This window comes from Testudinibacter sp. P27/CKL/0425 (assembly GCF_052931395.1).
Map to the genome: position 1 here is coordinate 87,028 of NZ_CM128801.1, position 18,648 is coordinate 105,675.

An 18,648-nucleotide genomic window follows, 5' to 3' on the forward strand; every position below is an offset into this window, starting at 1 on the left:
AGTGGCTAAAATTAAATCAGTTCTATGCTTTAGCAACGCTTGCTTGAATAAATTCAATTGCTTTTTGAATGCGTTGCAAACTGCGCTCTTTACCGATGCCGACTAATGTTACGTCAAGCGACGGTGATTGTCCGCTGCCAGTCACGGCAACGCGCAACGGCATACCCACTTTGCCCATGCCGAGTTCGAGTTCCGCGGCGGTTTGTTCAATGGCGTGATGAATAGCTTGCGCATTCCAATCTCCAAGTGCGGTCAGTTTTTGCAACACTAAGCGGAGAGGCTCAACCGTAGCGGCTTTAAAATGCTTTTTAACCGCACTTTCATCAAATTCAGTGAAATCTTCAAAGAAATAGCGGCTGGCGCTTGCCATCTCTTTTAGGGTTTTACAGCGTTCGCCTAACATTTGTACAATGGCTTCCAGGCCCGGACCGTTGCTGGTATCAATTCCTTGATCTTGCATATGCCATGTTAAATAGCCTGCGACTTTTTCTGCCGGTAATTCGCGAATGTAATGGTGGTTCAGCCATAATAATTTATCGTGATTGAATGAACTGGCTGAACGGCTAACCGATTCTAGATCAAACAGCGCTGTCATCTCTTCACGGCTAAATACTTCTTGATCGCCGTGTCCCCAGCCTAAACGCACCAGATAGTTATTCAGTGCTTCCGGCAGGTAGCCGTTATCACGGTATTCCATCACGCTCACCGCGCCGTGGCGTTTGGAGAGTTTTTGTCCGTCTTCACCTAGGATCATCGACACGTGCGCATATACCGGCACAGGCGCGCCTAACGCTTTCAAAATATTAATTTGGCGTGGGGTGTTGTTGATGTGATCTTCACCGCGCACTACATGGGTAATCCCCATATCCCAATCATCTACCACAACGCAGAAGTTGTAGGTTGGCGAGCCGTCAGTGCGGCGGATAATCAAATCATCTAATTCTTGATTGCTGATTTCGATTTTGCCACGAATCGCATCGTCAAAAATCACCGAGCCTTCGGTCGGATTTTTAAACCGCACAACGTGCGGCTCATTCAGTTGATGATCGTGATTGTGCAAGCAATGGCGATCATAACGCGGTTTTTCTTTATTTTGTTCTTGTTGTTCACGCAAGATTTCTAACCGCGCTTTGCTGCAATAGCAGCGATACGCCAAGCCTTGTTCCAGCATTTGGTCAATCACTTGATTATAGAGGTCAAAGCGCTTGGTTTGATAATACGGGCCGTGTTCCCAGTGCATATCCAACCATTCCATTGCTTCTAAAATCGCATCGGTTGCCGCTTGGGTTGAGCGTTCTAAATCGGTATCTTCAATGCGCAACACAAATTCGCCTTGATTGTGGCGAGCATAGAGCCAAGAATAAAGTGCGGTGCGCGCGCCGCCAACGTGCAAAAAGCCGGTCGGACTAGGAGCAAAACGCGTTCTGACTTTGACATCAGGATTAAAAGTGAAAAGTGGCTGAATATCCATGAGCTAACCTTGTAAATTCGTTAAAATAACAATCTAAGAAATGGCGGGTATTGTACTATGACTGGCGGCTATTGATAGTAAAAATTAAAACCAGATGTCTATTTTTACGACAATCAACGCTAAAAAGGCAAAAAAGCATTGACTGAAACACAGCACCCATTATAATGCTCGCTCACAACAAACGGGCGATTAGCTCAGTTGGGAGAGCACCTCCCTTACAAGGAGGGGGTCACTGGTTCGAGACCGGTATCGCCCACCACTTTTTCCAAAGTGTCTGTTTGTTGCTAAGTTTGACCTAGCGGGCGATTAGCTCAGTTGGGAGAGCACCTCCCTTACAAGGAGGGGGTCACTGGTTCGAGACCGGTATCGCCCACCAATTTCCGCTCAAACTTACCCATGATTTTAAGGCTTCTTAAGTGGGCGATTAGCTCAGTTGGGAGAGCACCTCCCTTACAAGGAGGGGGTCACTGGTTCGAGACCGGTATCGCCCACCACTTAAGCTTAAAATCTAAACCGCACTTTCGTTGAAAGGCAAGCGGGCGATTAGCTCAGTTGGGAGAGCACCTCCCTTACAAGGAGGGGGTCACTGGTTCGAGACCGGTATCGCCCACCATCTTTTTCTTCCATAAAATTACGATTTAGCTAATAACTATTTCTATTTATTGTGTTATATTGCACCTTAATTTTACTCTTCGTAAAACACTCTCAGGTGAAATAATGGAATACAATAACATCAATTATAAAACAGCCATTTTGATCGCAAATCGTTGCAGCCGATTGTTGGGTAATATCTGCAAAACGCTATGCTATCCGTTTCATGCCATCTTGCCTAAAAAACGTTTTAAAATCCCGGAATTTAGCCCGGCAAAATTAAAATCGACTAAACCGACTAAAATTAATAAAACCATTTGGCAAACGAATTATACCAATCTGGTCAGCCTGCCGGTTTATCTGAACTATCTCTTTAACCGCTTGATGTCACTCAGCTTTGATTACCGCTATGTCAGCACGGAAGAACGCGTTGAATTTATCCGTGAACACGCGGATGAGCGAATGTTTGCCGCTTATAGCAAGTTAACCGACGGCGCCGCACAGGCAGATTTTTGGCGCCTGCTGGTATTATACAAAATGGGCGGTATTTATATGGATATCGACGGCCAGCTAGTATGGCCGTTATCCACCATGATTGGCGAACATGATAATGAAGTTCTGGTTTACCGCAAAGGCAGATATAACAACTACTTTATTGCCTGCGCGCAAGGCAACCCTATTTTGAAAGAAACGTTGGATATTATCGTTGATAATATCGAACAGCGCCGAATCGAAGACGGTGTATATAGTTTAACCGGTCCGGTTCCGTTTAATATGGCTATCGGCGATAAAACAATGAGTGTCCGTCCAGAAAAATTAACTGCAATTCAAGGCAGTTTCACCAATGAATATTTCCAATATATCGACAAAAAACGCGGCAAATGGACGCACGCTAAAAAAGAAGATTTGTTGAAATAATTCAGCAAAGATAAAAAACCACCGCTTTAAGCGGTGGTTTTTTAGTTTTCTAAAAGTCACAACACTACATTGAAACTAGAAATATTATACGTTAAATAGTTCTTGATTGATGACATCAAGTTAATTTGAATCGTCATTGGATTTATTTACCATGACTTATCCTCTTATATTTTAAATTTTGGTTGTCAGCCTTATTCATTATATAGCAAGGATTTTCTTTTCACCGCTTAAGCCTTTTGATTTCATACGCATTGCATATGTTTTCCATTATAGCGAGACCTTGTCTTGCGATAATAAAAAAGTGCGGTTCTCATAGAAAACCACACTTTGGTCTGGATTTGCTTCGAGTATCGTTTAAATAATCGCGTAAGCCAGTGTATAACCAACAAAACACGCAGTCACTACCCCGATAATCCCCGGCACCATGAAACTGTGGTTGAAGTAGTATTTACCAATTTTGGTGGTACCGGTTACGTCAAAGTTCACAGTGGCGATATCGGACGGATAATTCGGGATAAAGAAGTAACCGTAAGTCGCAGGTAGCAAACCGATTAACAGCGGCGCAGGCAAGCCGATTGCTAAACCGACCGGCAGCATCATACGTCCGGTTGCCGCTTGGCTGTTGATCACCACCGAAACGGCGAACAGTGCGAAAGCAAAGGTCCACGGGTAGGCTTCTACCATTTCCGTTACACCGGCTTTAAATGACGGCATCGCATATTGGAAATAGGTATCACTCATCCAAGCAATCCCGAAAATCGCAATCATCGCCACCATGCCGGATTTAAACACCACACCGTTCGGCACGGTTTGCGGATTTGTTTTGGTGGCAATCAGGATAATCCCGCCGAATGCCAACATCATCATCTGAATGATAATCCCCATTGAGATCGCTTTTCCACCTTCTTTGATAGTACGAATTTCAGGAAAAATCGCCACCACGACGATGATTGCCAAGGCTAAGATAAATAGCAATACCGCATTACGCGCAGAACTCGGCAACACTTCGTTCAACGTAGTACTGGTGGTGTTGGCAATACGATCGCTCCAGACCGGATCTTTCAAACGACGTTGATATTCCGGATCGTCTTTCAATTCTTTACCGCGACGCAGGCTATACAGTGACATCATAATAACCCCTGCCAAGGTTGCCGGGATGGTGACCGCCACGATACTTAACAATGTCACGTGTTGATAGCCCGGCAATTCAACAATTTGAGTTAAATAATAAACTACCGCAGCGGAAATCGGGCTACCGGTGATCCCTAATTGCGAAGCAACAGAAGCTGCCGCCATCGGGCGTTCCGGACGGATACCGTTTTTCAATGAAACGTCACCGATGATCGGCATAATAGTGTAAACCGCGTGCCCGGTTCCCAGCATTAAGGTCATAGTGTAAGTCACCAATGGTCCTAAAAACGTGACCATTTTCGGATTGCGACGCAAAATGCGTTCAGCAATTTGCAGCATATATTTCAAACCGCCGGCAGCTTCCAAAATTGCCGCACAGGTCACAACCGCGATGATAATCAGCATTACGTCAATCGGCGGCGAAGACGGCGGCATCCGCAATACGAACACTTCAATCAATAAACCGATGCCCGAAACGACCCCAAGACCAACCCCACCGAATCGGCTGCCGATATAGAGCATGATTAAGAGAAATAAAAACTCCAAGTACAGCATATATTTTTCCTTGTAAAAAAATGAATAATCGGTGGTTATGATACGAAATCCTTATCCGCAAACAAGTGTAAAATTGTGAAGTTTTGATTTAGCTCACTATTTTTGATTAGTAAATACATCTTTATTGCACAAAAACACAATCTTGATAACATTTGGCTAACGATTACTGATTTTCAGACATAAAAAAACGGGAAATCATCAGATTTCCCGCTCGAATTTCGCGAAACAGAATTACAGAATATCCAACAATTCCACTTCAAAAATCAAGGTGCTGAACGGTGGAATTGACGCGCCTGCGCCACGTTCGCCGTAAGCCAAGTGATGAGGAATGGTCAAACGCCATTTTGAGCCGACCGGCATCATTGAAAGGGCTTCAATCCAGCCGCTGATCACGCCGCTGACCGGAAATTCCGCCGGTTGTCCGCGTTGCACCGAGCTGTCGAATACCGTGCCGTCGATCAGGCTGCCGGTATAGTGTACCCGCACTTGGTCTTGACGGCTTGGCACTGCGCCTGTACCCTCTACCAACACTTCGTATTGCAAGCCGCTTTCAGTCTCTTTCACGCCCGCCGCTTGTTTGTTTTCCAGCAAAAAGTCTTTACCCGCTTGTTCGATTTCTTTAAATTGCGCTTGCTGCAATTCGGTGACTTGCTGTTGCATGTGTTGTAACGCAGCGCTCACTTGTTGCAATTCGACTGCCGGTGCGTTTTGTTGGATCGCATCGTAAATGCCTTTAGCAACCGCTTCCACGCTGATATTCAAACCGCTTTGCAGCAGTTGCTGCCCCATTTGTAAGCCGATCCCGTAGCTGCCTTGTTGCTCGGTGGTTTCTAGTTGCACTGCGGCAAAAAATTGTTCGCTCATATTGTTCCTTATTTAGGTTAAATGGATGAAGAGGTTGTTTATTCTGTCGGTTGCTCGCTTTGTGACATCGCGGCCCCCATTTGCACCGCACTTCCGGCACGCAAGTGCGGTAAGAATACCACACTTTCCGCTTGAAACAGGTTAATCACGGTTGAACCGAGACGAAATGCGCCCATTTCCTCACCTTTTTTCAGGCGTATAACGGCATCGCCCTCAGCCGGATATTCCCACTGTTGAATCTTGCCGGAACGCGGCGGATTAATCACGCCCGCCCAGACGGTGCTGATACTGGCGGTGATCGTTGCGCCCACCAAAATCTGCACCATGCTGCCGAACGAGGTATCAAAATAGCAAACTACCCGCTCGTTGCGCGCAAATAAATTCGGAATGTGCTGCGCCAGAAACGGATTAACCGAAAACAGATCGCCCGGCACATACACCATTTTGCGCAATACGCCGTCGCATGGCATATGCACTCGGTGGTAATCTCGTGGTGATAAATAGGTGGTGATGAATTTGCCGTTTTCAAATGCCGAAGCGGCGTTTTGAGCGTCAGCCAGCAAATCCGACAAGCTGAAAAAGTGCCCTTTTGCCTGAAATAACTGCCCGTTGGCAATTTCACCCAATTCGCTCACTGCGCCGTCTGCCGGAAAACAAACCGCATTTGAGTTGCTATCAATCGGACGCGCGCCTGCTTTCAACGGCCGAATAAAAAATTCGTTGAAAGACACATATTGGTTGGCTTCGGATTTTTCCGCTTCCTGCAAGTTAATGTTATACTTGACACTGAAAGCTTTAATTGCCAAATGGGTGACCGCGCCCCACTGTTTTTCGGCAAACCAGCCCGCTAAACGAGTCAACGCCAATTGCGGCACTAAATACTGAAACGCCACTTTCAGATGTTGCCAATAGCGGCTTTTTGCTACTTCTGTTGTCATAAATTCAGCCTTTTTAGAATGACATAATCAATAAGCCGAGCAGTATAGCAAGTTTGTGGCGCAAGCTAAAGCCGTCAAAATCGTCAAAGTGCGGTTTGCGGCAGAAAAAAACTTGGCAAAAATGTATAATTCCTTTTGACTATTTTGGTCTGTACAGTTAATATGCGCACCCTATGCAAAAGGTTAAACTTCCCCTGACTGTCGATCCGGTCAAAGACGCCCAACGCCGTTTGGATTACGTAAGTTACTACGCCCCAAGCCAATTGGAACGTTTACAGACTTCTGTCAGTCGAGTGCTCAGCGATGCACAAGTTACATTGTCGTTTTCAATCGATCCGCAACGATTGGTGGTGATGAAAGGTCATGCCACTGTCGAGGTGGAGATGGTCTGTCAACGTTGCGATAAGCCTTTTACTGAGACATTGGAAAGCAGTTTTTGCTACAGTCCGGTGTCCAACATGGATCAGGCAGATGTGTTACCTGAAATTTATGAGCCGATCGAATTTAACGAATTTGGCGAAATAGATTTAAGAGATGTAGTGGAAGACGAATTAATGCTTTCCCTGCCGCTGGTTCCGATGCATGACCCTGAACACTGTGAAGTGTCCGTGGCTGAACAGGTTTTTGGCAAATTGCCTGCTGAAGCAGAAAAACCAAACCCGTTCGCTGTATTAGCTAATTTAAAGCGAAAATAATTTAGGAGTATGGCCAATGGCTGTTCAACAAAATAAAAAATCTCGTTCACGTCGTGATATGCGTCGTTCTCACGATGCCCTGACTACTGCTGCTGTTTCTGTTGATAAAGAAACCGGCGAAACCCATTTGCGCCACCACGTAACCGCTGACGGTTACTACCGTGGCCGTAAAGTTATCAACAAGTAATTTTATTACTGTTGAGCCTTTAAGGTAAGCAATTGACTCGTCTAACCCTGGCGTTAGATGTGATGGGCGGGGACTTTGGTCCCCGTATTACTATCCCGGCAAGCCTGCAAGCGTTGGAGCAAGATCCAATGCTGGATATTCTGTTGTTTGGCGACAGCCAACTTATTTCCCCTTATCTCGCCACTCTTTCGTCTGCGCTACGTCAGCGGATTACCGTCAAGCACTGTGAACGCGTGATTAAAAACGAACACGGACTGTCCCATGCGTTGCGCCACAGTAAAGGCAGCTCAATGCGCTTGGCAATTGAAGCGGTGCGTGATCATCGGGCGCAAGCCTGCGTGAGTGGCGGCGACACGGCGGTATTAATGGGATTGGCAAAAGTGTTGCTGCAACCGCTAGCCGGCATTCAGCGCCCGGCGCTGGTCTCCAATATTCCGACGATTAACGGCAAGCAAACGATTATGCTCGATTTGGGCGCGAATATTGACTGCTCGGCGGAAACTTTATTGCAATTCGCACAAATGGGCGCGATTTTCGCCGAAAACAGTTTTAATCTGGTCTATCCGCGAGTCGCCTTGTTAAACATCGGGATTGAAGAGTTAAAAGGGTTGAAAAATATCCGAGACGCCGCCGATATGATTCAACAACAAACTCAATTAAACTATATCGGTTATATTGAGGGCAACCATCTGTTGAACGGCTATGCCGATGTGATCGTATGTGACGGCTTTGCCGGCAATATTGCATTAAAAACCTTAGAAGGCACAGCCAAGAATCTGTTCAGCCTGCTGAAAAACGGTGGCGGTCAACCATCGAAAATCAAATCCATGTTGAAAAAATGGTTTGTGCCATGTGGCAAATATTTGCTGAAAAAATATTTCAGCCAATTGAGCCAGTTTAATCCGGATAAGTATAACGGCGCGTCGTTGTTGGGGCTTAACTCAGTGGTGGTCAAAAGCCACGGCGGCGCCAATCAAGCCGCGTTTCTGTATGCGATTCAACAAGCGGCATGGCAAGTGCGGTCTGAGATTCCAAGTAAAATTTTAGCCGGCTTAGAAAAAGAATAATTCATCATAAAGCCGTTGATTATTGATAATTCACCTCATGAGATGAGTATGTTTAGTAAAATTTTAGCCACCGGCAGTTATTTGCCGCAACAGATTCGCAGTAATGCGGATTTGGAAAAAATGGTTGAGACTTCCGACGAATGGATTTTTACCCGTTCCGGAATGAAAGAGCGCCGTATTGCCGCCGCTGATGAAACCGTCGCCAGCATGGGCGCGAATGCTGCTGCAAACGCATTGGCAATGGCAAATCTGGATGCGAATGACATTGAGTTGATTGTGGTCGGCACCACAACCAATTCACACGCCTACCCAAGTGCGGCTTGCCAAATTCAAGGCATATTAGGCATTAAAGATGCGATTGCATTTGATGTCGCCGCGGCTTGCACCGGGTTTGTCTATGCGTTATCGGTTGCCGATCAATTTATCCGCAGCGGCCAGGTTAAAAAAGCCTTAGTGGTCGGTTCTGACATTAACTCCCGTTATTTGGACGAAACCGATCGTAGCACGGTGGTGCTGTTCGGCGACGGCGCAGGTGCGGTGATTTTAGAAGCCAGTGATCAGCCGGGCATTTTGTCCACCCACTTACACGCCTCGGCAGATACCGAAAATATGCTGGTGTTACCGCAACAGCAGCGTGGTTCGCAAGATTCCGGCTTTATTCAAATGCAAGGCAACGCCACGTTTAAACTGGCGGTCGGGCAACTTTCCGGCGTGGTGGAAGAAACGCTGGTCGCTAATCAGCTACAAAAATCGGATATTGACTGGCTGGTGCCACATCAAGCCAATATCCGAATCATTGCGGCAACGGCGAAAAAACTCAATATGGATATGTCACAAGTGGTGCTCACCGTGGAAAAATACGGCAATAACAGCGCAGCAACCGTGCCGGTAGCGCTGGATGAAGCGGTGCGCGACGGACGGATCCAACGCGGGCAATTGCTACTGCTGGAAGCCTTTGGCGGCGGCTGGACCTGGGGTTCGGCATTAGTTCGGTTTTAAGTTTTAAATTTAAGAGAAGTAGGAACAGATGAAAAAATTTGCAATGGTTTTCCCGGGACAAGGTTCCCAGGCTATCGGAATGCTGGCTGAATTAGCCGCTCAATTTGATGTGGTTGAACAAACCTTTAAACAAGCTTCCGATGCGTTGGGCTACGATTTATGGGCTCTGGTACAACAAGGCGAAGCCGAAGAACTGAACCAAACTTGGCGCACTCAACCCGCACTTTTAGCGGCGTCGGTGGCGATTTATCGCGTTTGGCAGCAACAATATCCGGAATTACAGCCTGAAGTGATGGCGGGACACAGCTTAGGCGAATTTTCCGCCTTGGTTTGCGCCGGGGTGCTGGATTTCCAAGAAGCGATCAAATTGGTAGAACTGCGCGGACGCCTGATGCAAAAAGCCGTTCCTGCCGGTACTGGGGCAATGTATGCGATTATCGGTTTGGACAATCAAGCGATTATTAACGCCTGCACGCAAGCCGAACAAGGCGAAGTCGTTTCTGCGGTGAATTTCAACTCACCCGGTCAAGTGGTGATCGCCGGTAACAAAGACGCGGTTGAACGCGCTGCCGCATTGTGTAAAGAAGCCGGTGCTAAACGTGCGTTGCCACTAGCGGTCAGCGTGCCGTCACACTGTGCCTTGATGAAACCTGCCGCCGATCAATTAGCGGTCGCGTTGGAATCGATCACCTTCAAACAACCAAACGTTGCCGTGATTAACAACGTTGATGTGAAGCAAGAGAAAAACGCGGAAGAGATCCGTAGCGCCTTGGTTCGCCAGCTTTACAGCCCGGTTCGCTGGACCGAAAGCGTAGAAAAAATGGCGACCTCCGGTGTGCAGATTCTGTTTGAAATCGGGCCAAATAAAGTATTAACCGGTTTGACCAAACGTATCAACAAAGCATTGGACGCACACGCAGTTAACGACATCGCTTCATTAAGTGCGGTCGCAGAACTGATTCAAGATTAATTCAAACAAGGAGACATCTTATGCAAGGAAAAATTGCGTTAGTGACCGGCGCCAGCCGTGGTATCGGTAAAGCGATCGCCGAAGAATTGGTCGCCAAAGGCGCGACGGTGATCGGCACCGCCACCAGCGAAAAAGGCGCAGAAGCGATTTCAGCCTATCTAGGCGAAAACGGCAAAGGCTTGGTGCTGAATGTGACTGATGTAGCTTCAATTGATCAGACTTTGGCGCAAATTAAAGCCGAATTCGGCGAAATTGATATTTTGGTCAACAACGCCGGCATAACTCGCGACAACTTATTAATGCGCATGAAAGAAGAAGAGTGGAACGACATTCTCGACACCAATTTAACCTCGGTGTTCCATCTGTCAAAAGCCATGTTGCGCAGCATGATGAAAAAACGCTACGGGCGCATCATCACTATCGGTTCGGTGGTCGGTTCTTCCGGCAACCCGGGGCAAACCAACTACTGTGCGGCAAAAGCCGGTTTAATCGGTTTCTCTAAAGCATTGGCACAAGAAGTGGCTTCTCGTGGTATCACCGTGAATGTAGTCGCACCGGGCTTTATCGCCACCGACATGACCCATGCACTGACCGAAGAACAAAAACAAGCAATCTTAAGCAATGTTCCGGCGGGCAAATTGGGCGAAGCAAAAGACATTGCCAAAGCCGTTGCCTTTTTAGCCTCTGAAGATGCGGGCTATGTGACCGGCACGACTTTGCACGTTAACGGCGGACTTTACATGAATTGATCCGATTGGCGTGCGGTATTTACTTTTTCACTGTCGCAAAATCAGACAAATTAAGATAAATACATGACAACGCCTCTCGGTTAATGGTAAAATCTGCGTCGGTATACAATCTTGGTTATAGACTTTCCCAAGAAACAAGAATATAGCCAAATTTTGTCATAGTATGTATTCGCTTGAGCAATTTGCTTTTAACGATTTGAAATCGCGTAAACGACTTGCTGTCGTTCAAACGGTACATACCATATTCACCTCTCGCTGTGGCGAAATTTAAAACATAGGAAATTTAAAAATGAGTATTGAAGAACGCGTAAAAAAAATCATTGTTGAACAATTAGGCGTTAAAGAAGACGAAGTAAAATCTGAAGCTTCATTCGTTGAAGATTTAGGTGCTGACTCTTTAGATACAGTTGAACTGGTTATGGCTTTGGAAGAAGAATTCGACATCGAAATTCCTGACGAAGAAGCGGAAAAAATCACAACTGTTCAGTCTGCAATTGATTACGTTCAAAATAATCAATAATCTTCTTGATTTAGGCGGTTACCAAACCGCCTAAATTTTATCTGTATTACTTAAAAATAAAGTGAAATAAATTAGGCTGCAAGCCGCAAACACTACCCGTTATACGGCAAGGCGCTGCAATGCCGCCGCAGACAATTAATTTTTTCATGATTCTATTTTAAACTGCCCCTCGGAGCATAATTCATGTCAAAACGTCGCGTCGTTGTTACAGGCTTAGGAATGCTATCGCCGCTTGGTAATGATGTTAATTCAACCTGGCAAAACCTGCTGGCAGGCAAGAGCGGTATAAATCTTATCGAAAATTTTGATACCAGCAACCACACCACCAAATTCGCCGGTCAGGTGAAAGACTTCAACTGTGAAGACTATATCTCACGCAAAGATGCCAAGAAAATGGATTTATTTATCCAATACGGCATTGCCGCCGGTATGCAAGCGATTCAAGATGCCGGTTTAGAAGTGACCGAACAAAATTCTCAACGTATCGGCGTCGCAATCGGCTCCGGTATCGGCGGGCTAGGTTTAATCGAAGAAAACCATGCCGCATTGATTGCCGGCGGGCCACGCAAAGTCAGCCCGTTTTTCGTTCCATCCACGATTGTAAACATGATTGCCGGACACCTATCGATTAATTATAAACTGCACGGTCCGAATATCACCATTGCTACCGCTTGCACCACCGGTGTGCACAATATCGGTCATGCTGCACGAATGATCGCTTATGGCGATGCCGATGCGATGATCGCAGGCGGCGCGGAAAAAGCCAGCACCGCACTTGGGATTGCCGGTTTCGGTGCAGCTCGCGCACTCTCCACTCGTAACGACAACCCACAAGCGGCAAGCCGCCCTTGGGATGTCGATCGTGACGGCTTTGTGCTGGGCGACGGCGCTGGCGTCATGGTATTGGAAGAATACGAACACGCAAAAGCACGTGGTGCAAAAATTTACGCGGAACTGGTCGGCTTTGGCATGAGTGGTGACGGTTACCATATGACTTCCCCACCAGAAGACGGCGCGGGCGCAGCATTGGCAATGAGCAACGCAGTGCGTGATGCGCAAATCGAGCCTCAGCAAGTGGGTTATGTCAATGCACACGGCACTTCAACCCCAGCTGGTGATATTGCGGAAGCTACCGCCATCAGCACTGTGTTTGCTGCTAATAAAGACAGCATCTTAGTCAGTTCAACCAAGTCGATGACCGGACATTTATTAGGTGCAGCCGGCGCGGTAGAAGCGATTTTCACTGTGTTAGCACTGAAAGATCAAATCGTACCGCCAACCATCAATCTGGACAATCAAGATCCGCGCGTTGAGTTGGACTTAGTACCAAACAGCGCACGCAAAGCCGAGTTGGAATATGCACTGTGCAACTCATTCGGTTTTGGTGGCACCAACGGTTCATTAATTTTCAAAAAACTATAGTGCTCTCCTCTTTACCGCACTTATACTTTGTTTAATCAGTTAAGTGCAGTTTGTAGACTAAATTAGCGGGCGGATATAAAAATCCCCCCCTACTTTTCGCCTAGCGCCTTTTCTCAAATTGCTCAAAAATAATCCTTGTACCGCACTTTGAATCTCGGTATAATCTTGCGCCTTACAGTCACATTCCATTTTCGTTCCTTGCTTCCGCAGATTGGTGACTGGTCTATCGTCGGAGGCTGATTAACCCGTAAGGAGCAGCAGTAATGCGTCACTACGAAATCGTTTTTATGGTTCACCCGGACCAAAGCGAACAAGTACCAGGCATGATCGAGCGCTACACTGGTTCTATTAAAGAAGTAGGTGGTCAGATTCATCGCTTAGAAGATTGGGGCCGTCGTCAATTGGCTTACCCAATCAACAAACTACATAAAGCACACTATGTGTTACTGAATGTAGAAGCACCGCAAGAAGTAATCGACGAGCTAGAAACAACTTTCCGTTACAACGACGCTGTTCTGCGTAACGCAATCATGCGCACTAAGCACGCCGTAACAGAAGCGTCCCCAATGGTGAAAGCGAAAGACGAACGTCGCGCTTCCGCTGAAGTTGAAAACAACGATTATGAGGATGCTGAAGAGTAATTTAACAATTGAGAATCGTCTCTCGCTGACAGGAAATGTGATTTCCCACCCGAGACGAGACAAAAGCCCGAGCGGCATTGAACACTGTCGGTTTATTTTGCAACATCGTTCAACTCAAACCGAAGCCGAATTAACCCGGCAAGCTTGGTGTAATATTGCAGTATCGCTCAGCGGCTCACAATTAATTAAACAAACTCAAAGCATTACGGTCGGCAGTGAACTTTTAGTGATTGGTTTTATCACCACACATAAAAGTGCTAACGGACTCAATCAGTTAGTATTACACGCCGAGCAAATCGAATTTATAGATTAGGAGACTAGCCCTATGGCACGTTATTTCCGTCGTCGTAAGTTCTGCCGTTTTACAGCGGAAAACGTAGTTGAAATCGATTACAAAGATATCGCAACGTTAAAGAACTACATTACAGAGAGCGGCAAAATTGTTCCAAGCCGTATTACCGGTACTCGTGCGAAGTACCAACGTCAACTGGCTCGCGCTATCAAACGCGCTCGCTACTTAGCGTTGTTACCGTACACTGACAATCATCAGTAATCAAGAGAGGATACGGTAATGCAAATTATTCTTTTAGATAAAATTGTTCACTTGGGTAACGTTGGTGACCAAGTTAACGTTAAAGCAGGTTTCGCACGTAACTTCTTAATCCCACAAGGGAAAGCGGTTATGGCAACTAAAGCGAACATCGAACACTTCGAAGCACGTCGTGCTGAATTAGAAGCGAAAGTGGCTAAAGAGTTGGCAGAAGCACAAGCGCGCGCAGAGCGCATCGCTGCCCTGACTTCTGTAACCATCGCATCTAAATCCGGTGATGAAGGCCGTCTGTTCGGTTCTATCGGCCCGCGTGATGTTGCTGAAGCAGTCACAGCAGCCGGTGTTGAAGTGGCGAAAAGCGAAGTTCGTTTGTCCGAAGGTCCATTGCGTACCACCGGCGAACACGAAGTGCGCTTCCAATTACACGGTGAAGTTTTCACTTCATTGATCGTAAACGTCATTCCTGAATAATTCAGTTTATTCATCAAAAAAACCCGATCTTAGATCGGGTTTTTTATTGCCTGCAGCCACCAAATAGATAATTATTTTTACTGAGGCTCATCTAAGTTTAATCCGCAATAACTTCATCATCATATTTATCTTCTGTTTCATACAAGAGCTTTGGTTGGAACAAATCAATACTATTGCCTTTATTTCAGATCTTTGTTTTAAACTTGTAATGCCCCTGCAACCATTACTTGCTCTCTTAATTGGTATTTTTCCCCGCCCCTGTGGCGTTTTTTTATTTCCACTGAACTAATGGAAAGCTGTTATGCGCGCTACATTCAACTTGAAGCTTTATTATTGTGTTTTGTTGTTCTGCGACAGTTTGTTCTAGTTGACCGATTTTCTCGAGCAAGTCTCCACGTCCGGTTTTATAAAGCAGTTGACGATTTTCGTTTTGTAAATTAATTAACTGCTTGCGGAGTAAGATGTTGGTTTCCAATAGTTGTGCGTTTTCAACCGCCAGTATCCCGTTTTGTTCGATTGCAGTACGCAGGTCTGGCGGGGGGATTACCGGCGGTTGAGGTATCCCGCTTTCGTGTTCACGCAGTACGGATTCTACGTGGTTGTTGGGTTTGCCAGAAGGGTTGATGTTTTGGGGGGCGTAGTTTGGTTTATTGTATGCGAGCTCTTGCTTTAGCTGTCTCAGTATTTCAAATGATTTGTCGTCCATTGTCCTGTACCATGTTGTTTTAGTGCACGCTGGCTCTGAATCAAATACCGGACCGGGTGATTCTTGTTGTGTTTTGACTACGGCCGCCAGTTGTGTTTCTTCGATCTCTCTTTGTTTACGTTCTTGTTCTGCTTTTTGACGGTTAATAAGCTCTTATTCGGCAATAAGTCGGTCAATGTTGTAATTATCCGCATACTCCGCGAGCACTGTAAGCATAGCGGCGTATCGTCCTCTAATAATCAATTCGACCACGCGCCGTAACAATATTGCCACCTCATCGGCGTACAATACGACACCACCCGAGCTAGCTTCTATGTTGGTGATACAATACTCAGTAGGTGCGAATGATGTGATACTCCAATCTCGGGTTGTAAGCCTCATATCATGGCTTGGTGAAAAGGCTTCAACAACCGCCTCTGGATTTTTATATAACTGCATCAAGTCAATCTTTACTCGCTTCATCTATCAGTACCGTAAGGTGATTAACCAGCCCCACTCGATGATACCTAACCTTGGTTAATTTTTTATAGAAAATTTTTTCGGAAGTGTGATTCGTGTCACTAGATTTTTACGCCTGTCGTTTGGGGGGGGACATCTGGAAATGGCCTTTGGGATTGTCCGTGGATAAGTGTCAGTTGCTATATGGGTGTCGCACGCTCAACCACCCCCTGTTCGGTTTGGGGTTGCGTGTACGAAATCCAAAATAAAGAAAAGGAGAACGAGGCACGTAAACAACGCACTATCAAACAGTCCGGGGGGGTAACAGCCACTTGACCGATACCCCCGAAAGAGGGCATTATACATTAGCGTATGATAGGAGAAAACGTCATGTATCACGATGTAGAATACGACGAACTGGGCGAGTTCGGTGAGGAATTAACAGTTAAGTTCACAAAACTGGCAGTCGACACAAGGCTTATAGAGCTAGCAGCGAAAGAGTTACGGATATACGGAGATGAATCGCTGACGGTTCAAGATGTGGTTGGTGGGTTAGTGAACAGCTTACTATTCGAATGGTTGGCGGACAGGAAATCATTAAGTAATGAGGGAGGAGAGAATGAGTATAGCGTACGATAAAGACTTTTATGGGTGGACCAATGCCCAAGCACAACTGCTGAAAGCAGGGGCGTTTGGGCAGTTGGACGTAGCAAATTTAATTGAGGAGATTGAGAGCATGGGTAGGAGTGAGCTATCAGAGCTGCGTAACCGGTTGAAAATAATCATCATCCACTTATTAAAGTGGGAATTTCAACCGTCACACAGAGGTCGGAGCTGGGAGCTTACTATCGTCGAGCAGCGTGGAGAGCTTCAGTCGTTGCTTGACGATTCACCGTCGTTGAAACACAAGCTGAACCAACCTGAATTTCTACAGAAAGCGTGGAAATTAGGCGTGATTGGGGCAGCGAAAGAGACCGGTTTTCCGTTGACATCGTTCCCACACTCCCCAATCTGGACTCTCGACGAGATTCTCGACGACAACTTCCTACCATAACCCCTAACCCCCACCATCCACCAAGGGCAGCCAACCGGCTGCCCTTTTTCTTTGCCTGAGCAAACCCAAACCATCAAGGACAGTGGGCAATAAAGCTGTAATGCCCTTTCAACCAACAAATAATAAAATTCTCGACACAAAACAAACAAACAAACAAACAAACAAACAAACAAACAAACAAACAAACAAACAAACAAACAAACAAACAAACAAACAAACAAACAAACAAAGCTCACCGAAAATTGATCGGCAAGCCTTTATTTAAATTTAATTTTTGATTTAAACGAAAATATTTAATAAACCGTTAAACCAACGCCGCTTTCACTGCGTCCTCTAATGATGTTGTCGGGCGTCCTAATAACCCGGATAAAGTGCGGTCTTCACTAAACAGTGCGCCTTGTGATGCGCCAACGTCCCAAGAAGCGATCGCCTCAGCCAAGTCGCTTGGCAAGCCCGCTTGTTTCAATGCGGCGGCGTAATCTGCTTCCGGAATATCCACATAAGGAATGGTTTCGCCACGTTGACGGCTGATTTCTGCTGCCAAGGCTTCTAGCGTATAAGCGGTGTCGCCCGCCAGTTCGTAAGTTTTCCCTTCATGTCCTTCGCTGGTGAGTACAATGGCGGCAGCTTCCGCTAAATCAGCGCGTGTTGCTGATGCGATTTTTCCACTGCCAGCACTGCCATACAGTGCCTTTTCTGCGATGGCAGCAGGCACGGATTCTGTATAATTTTCGGTATACCAGCCATTGCGCAAAATGGTGTAGCTTAAGCCTGATGTTTTTAAGGCGTGCTCAGTTTCGCGGTGCTCTTGTGCTAGGTTGAGTGGTGATCTATCCGCGTGCAGTAGGCTGGTGTAGATAATGTGAGGCACACCCGCTTTTTTAGCCGCATTGATCACATTTTGGTGCTGTGTTGTACGTTGCCCGATTTCATTACTTGAAATCAGTAAAACACGATCGATCCCTGCAAGTGCGGTTTCCAGTGCCGTTGGATCTGTATAATCTGCTGACCGCACTTCAACACCCAGATCTTGTGCTTTGGCGGGATCGCGCACCAATGCGATAATATTTTCCGCCGCCACTTTGGCTTTCAATTGTTCAATCACCAAACGGCCCAATTGTCCGGTTGCACTGGTTACTGCGATAGTTTTCATCTGTTTTTCCTCATTGTTTATTTCAAACTCAATTCATCACAAATTGCATTCGTGACCCATGTGGCGTATTATAGTTATTAACTTACTTTTGAGAAGTACTTACAAAAATGTAAGTTAAGAATATTTTAAGAAAACCCTTATAATTTATTGATTTTTAAGAGAATAAAAATGAAAGAAAATGTAACCCTACAAGCAGAACGCGGTTATGTGCTGTCGGCGAAGTGCCCCTCACGCCAAATTTTGCAACATTTAACCAATCGTTGGGGCGGGTTAGTGATGATTGTTTTACTGAATGGAACAAAACGTTTTAGCGAGCTGCGTCGCGAAATTGACGGCGTGAGTGAACGAATGTTGACCCAAACCTTACAACAATTGGAACAAGACGGCATGTTACACCGTAAATCGTTTAACACCGTGCCGCCGCACGTGGAATACAGCCTGACGACTTATGGCATACAGGCGGCAGAAAAATTTAAAGCATTGGTTGATTGGTTGGAAGAAAAGCTGCCTGATATTTTGGCACAGCAACAGGCTTAAGTTAAAAGTGCGGTCTGACCG

The 18,648-nt window shown here is 46.1% G+C and carries 22 protein-coding genes and 4 tRNA genes; 20 read left to right on the forward strand and 6 right to left on the reverse strand.

The annotated features are described in order from the left end of the window. Positions 1 to 22: 22 nt before the first annotated feature. Positions 23 to 1,471 (reverse strand): glutamate--tRNA ligase, encoded by a 1,449-nt coding sequence (gltX, locus tag ACUHGC_RS00450; protein WP_446833754.1) that lies wholly within the window; start codon positions 1,469 to 1,471, stop codon positions 23 to 25. 183 nt (positions 1,472 to 1,654) lie between these two features. Here gltX and ACUHGC_RS00455 point away from each other — a divergent pair. The 5 genes from ACUHGC_RS00455 to ACUHGC_RS00475 all read left to right on the forward strand — a co-directional run bounded on the left by ACUHGC_RS00455 (position 1,655) and on the right by ACUHGC_RS00475 (position 2,980). Continuing rightward, positions 1,655 to 1,730 (forward strand) — tRNA-Val (locus tag ACUHGC_RS00455). Between the two features lie 41 nt (positions 1,731 to 1,771). After that, positions 1,772 to 1,847 (forward strand) — tRNA-Val (locus ACUHGC_RS00460). A 42-nt stretch (positions 1,848 to 1,889) separates the two neighbouring features. Beyond that, a tRNA-Val gene (locus ACUHGC_RS00465) sits at positions 1,890 to 1,965 on the forward strand. Between the two features lie 43 nt (positions 1,966 to 2,008). Next, a tRNA-Val gene (locus ACUHGC_RS00470) sits at positions 2,009 to 2,084 on the forward strand. A 104-nt stretch (positions 2,085 to 2,188) separates the two neighbouring features. Beyond that, entirely contained in the window at positions 2,189 to 2,980 is a 792-nt protein-coding gene (locus ACUHGC_RS00475; RefSeq protein ID WP_446833755.1) for a glycosyltransferase family 32 protein, read from the forward strand. A 354-nt stretch (positions 2,981 to 3,334) separates the two neighbouring features. Here ACUHGC_RS00475 and ACUHGC_RS00480 read toward each other — a convergent pair whose 3' ends face one another. From ACUHGC_RS00480 to asd, 3 genes are all read right to left on the reverse strand, one after another. After that, positions 3,335 to 4,666, reverse strand: a complete 1,332-nt coding sequence (locus tag ACUHGC_RS00480; RefSeq protein ID WP_446833756.1) for an anaerobic C4-dicarboxylate transporter — start codon at positions 4,664 to 4,666, stop codon at positions 3,335 to 3,337. Between the two features lie 231 nt (positions 4,667 to 4,897). After that, on the reverse strand, positions 4,898 to 5,530 hold the full coding sequence (locus ACUHGC_RS00485) for an FKBP-type peptidyl-prolyl cis-trans isomerase (protein ID WP_446833757.1): 633 nt from the start codon (positions 5,528 to 5,530) through the stop codon (positions 4,898 to 4,900). Between the two features lie 38 nt (positions 5,531 to 5,568). Continuing rightward, positions 5,569 to 6,468 (reverse strand): archaetidylserine decarboxylase, encoded by a 900-nt coding sequence (asd, locus tag ACUHGC_RS00490; RefSeq protein WP_446833758.1) that lies wholly within the window; start codon positions 6,466 to 6,468, stop codon positions 5,569 to 5,571. A 173-nt stretch (positions 6,469 to 6,641) separates the two neighbouring features. Between asd and yceD the strand changes: the two genes are divergently transcribed. From yceD to rplI, 12 genes are all read left to right on the forward strand, one after another. Beyond that, positions 6,642 to 7,163, forward strand: coding sequence for a 23S rRNA accumulation protein YceD (yceD, locus tag ACUHGC_RS00495; protein ID WP_446833759.1), 522 nt, complete (start codon positions 6,642 to 6,644; stop codon positions 7,161 to 7,163). A 16-nt stretch (positions 7,164 to 7,179) separates the two neighbouring features. Continuing rightward, positions 7,180 to 7,350: a 50S ribosomal protein L32 gene (gene rpmF / locus ACUHGC_RS00500; protein WP_034617399.1), complete on the forward strand. Its 171-nt coding sequence runs from the start codon at positions 7,180 to 7,182 to the stop codon at positions 7,348 to 7,350. A 32-nt stretch (positions 7,351 to 7,382) separates the two neighbouring features. Continuing rightward, positions 7,383 to 8,417, forward strand: coding sequence for a phosphate acyltransferase PlsX (gene plsX, locus ACUHGC_RS00505; RefSeq protein WP_446833760.1), 1,035 nt, complete (start codon positions 7,383 to 7,385; stop codon positions 8,415 to 8,417). Positions 8,418 to 8,465: 48 nt separating this feature from the next. Beyond that, positions 8,466 to 9,416 carry a beta-ketoacyl-ACP synthase III gene (locus ACUHGC_RS00510; protein WP_446833761.1) on the forward strand — a complete coding sequence of 317 codons (951 nt, stop codon included), beginning with the start codon at positions 8,466 to 8,468 and terminating at the stop codon, positions 9,414 to 9,416. Positions 9,417 to 9,444: 28 nt separating this feature from the next. After that, entirely contained in the window at positions 9,445 to 10,386 is a 942-nt protein-coding gene (gene fabD, locus ACUHGC_RS00515; protein WP_446833762.1) for an ACP S-malonyltransferase, read from the forward strand. A 20-nt stretch (positions 10,387 to 10,406) separates the two neighbouring features. Beyond that, positions 10,407 to 11,135, forward strand: coding sequence for a 3-oxoacyl-ACP reductase FabG (fabG, locus tag ACUHGC_RS00520; protein WP_446833763.1), 729 nt, complete (start codon positions 10,407 to 10,409; stop codon positions 11,133 to 11,135). A 289-nt stretch (positions 11,136 to 11,424) separates the two neighbouring features. Further along, positions 11,425 to 11,655, forward strand: coding sequence for an acyl carrier protein (acpP, locus tag ACUHGC_RS00525; RefSeq protein ID WP_034617387.1), 231 nt, complete (start codon positions 11,425 to 11,427; stop codon positions 11,653 to 11,655). Positions 11,656 to 11,838: 183 nt separating this feature from the next. Continuing rightward, positions 11,839 to 13,077 carry a beta-ketoacyl-ACP synthase II gene (gene fabF, locus ACUHGC_RS00530; protein ID WP_446833764.1) on the forward strand — a complete coding sequence of 413 codons (1,239 nt, stop codon included), beginning with the start codon at positions 11,839 to 11,841 and terminating at the stop codon, positions 13,075 to 13,077. Positions 13,078 to 13,340: 263 nt separating this feature from the next. Then, complete coding sequence (gene rpsF / locus ACUHGC_RS00535) at positions 13,341 to 13,718, forward strand: 30S ribosomal protein S6 (protein WP_446833765.1); 378 nt, start codon at positions 13,341 to 13,343, stop codon at positions 13,716 to 13,718. Beyond that, positions 13,705 to 14,031 carry a primosomal replication protein N gene (priB, locus tag ACUHGC_RS00540; protein ID WP_446833766.1) on the forward strand — a complete coding sequence of 109 codons (327 nt, stop codon included), beginning with the start codon at positions 13,705 to 13,707 and terminating at the stop codon, positions 14,029 to 14,031. The genes rpsF and priB overlap by 14 nt, the downstream gene beginning before the upstream one ends. Before the next feature lie 12 nt (positions 14,032 to 14,043). After that, positions 14,044 to 14,271 (forward strand): 30S ribosomal protein S18, encoded by a 228-nt coding sequence (gene rpsR / locus ACUHGC_RS00545; RefSeq protein WP_005759927.1) that lies wholly within the window; start codon positions 14,044 to 14,046, stop codon positions 14,269 to 14,271. A gap of 18 nt (positions 14,272 to 14,289) precedes the next feature. Next, positions 14,290 to 14,739, forward strand: a complete 450-nt coding sequence (rplI, locus tag ACUHGC_RS00550) for a 50S ribosomal protein L9 (protein ID WP_446833767.1) — start codon at positions 14,290 to 14,292, stop codon at positions 14,737 to 14,739. A gap of 271 nt (positions 14,740 to 15,010) precedes the next feature. Here the strand turns inward: rplI and ACUHGC_RS00555 are convergent, their stop codons facing one another. Next, the gene (locus tag ACUHGC_RS00555) at positions 15,011 to 15,445 is read right to left on the reverse strand and encodes a hypothetical protein (protein WP_446833768.1); all 435 of its coding nucleotides are present in this window, start codon (positions 15,443 to 15,445) and stop codon (positions 15,011 to 15,013) included. 828 nt (positions 15,446 to 16,273) lie between these two features. On the opposite strand from ACUHGC_RS00555, the gene ACUHGC_RS00560 reads away from it, so the two are divergent. Next, entirely contained in the window at positions 16,274 to 16,522 is a 249-nt protein-coding gene (locus ACUHGC_RS00560; RefSeq protein ID WP_446833769.1) for a hypothetical protein, read from the forward strand. Further along, positions 16,503 to 16,937 carry a DUF29 domain-containing protein gene (locus ACUHGC_RS00565; protein ID WP_446833770.1) on the forward strand — a complete coding sequence of 145 codons (435 nt, stop codon included), beginning with the start codon at positions 16,503 to 16,505 and terminating at the stop codon, positions 16,935 to 16,937. The genes ACUHGC_RS00560 and ACUHGC_RS00565 overlap by 20 nt, the downstream gene beginning before the upstream one ends. A 304-nt stretch (positions 16,938 to 17,241) precedes the next feature. Here ACUHGC_RS00565 and ACUHGC_RS00570 read toward each other — a convergent pair whose 3' ends face one another. Further along, positions 17,242 to 18,090 (reverse strand): SDR family oxidoreductase, encoded by an 849-nt coding sequence (locus ACUHGC_RS00570; protein WP_446833771.1) that lies wholly within the window; start codon positions 18,088 to 18,090, stop codon positions 17,242 to 17,244. A 168-nt stretch (positions 18,091 to 18,258) separates the two neighbouring features. Between ACUHGC_RS00570 and ACUHGC_RS00575 the strand changes: the two genes are divergently transcribed. Beyond that, positions 18,259 to 18,627, forward strand: a complete 369-nt coding sequence (locus tag ACUHGC_RS00575; RefSeq protein ID WP_446833772.1) for a winged helix-turn-helix transcriptional regulator — start codon at positions 18,259 to 18,261, stop codon at positions 18,625 to 18,627. The last annotated feature ends 21 nt before the right edge of the window (positions 18,628 to 18,648 follow it).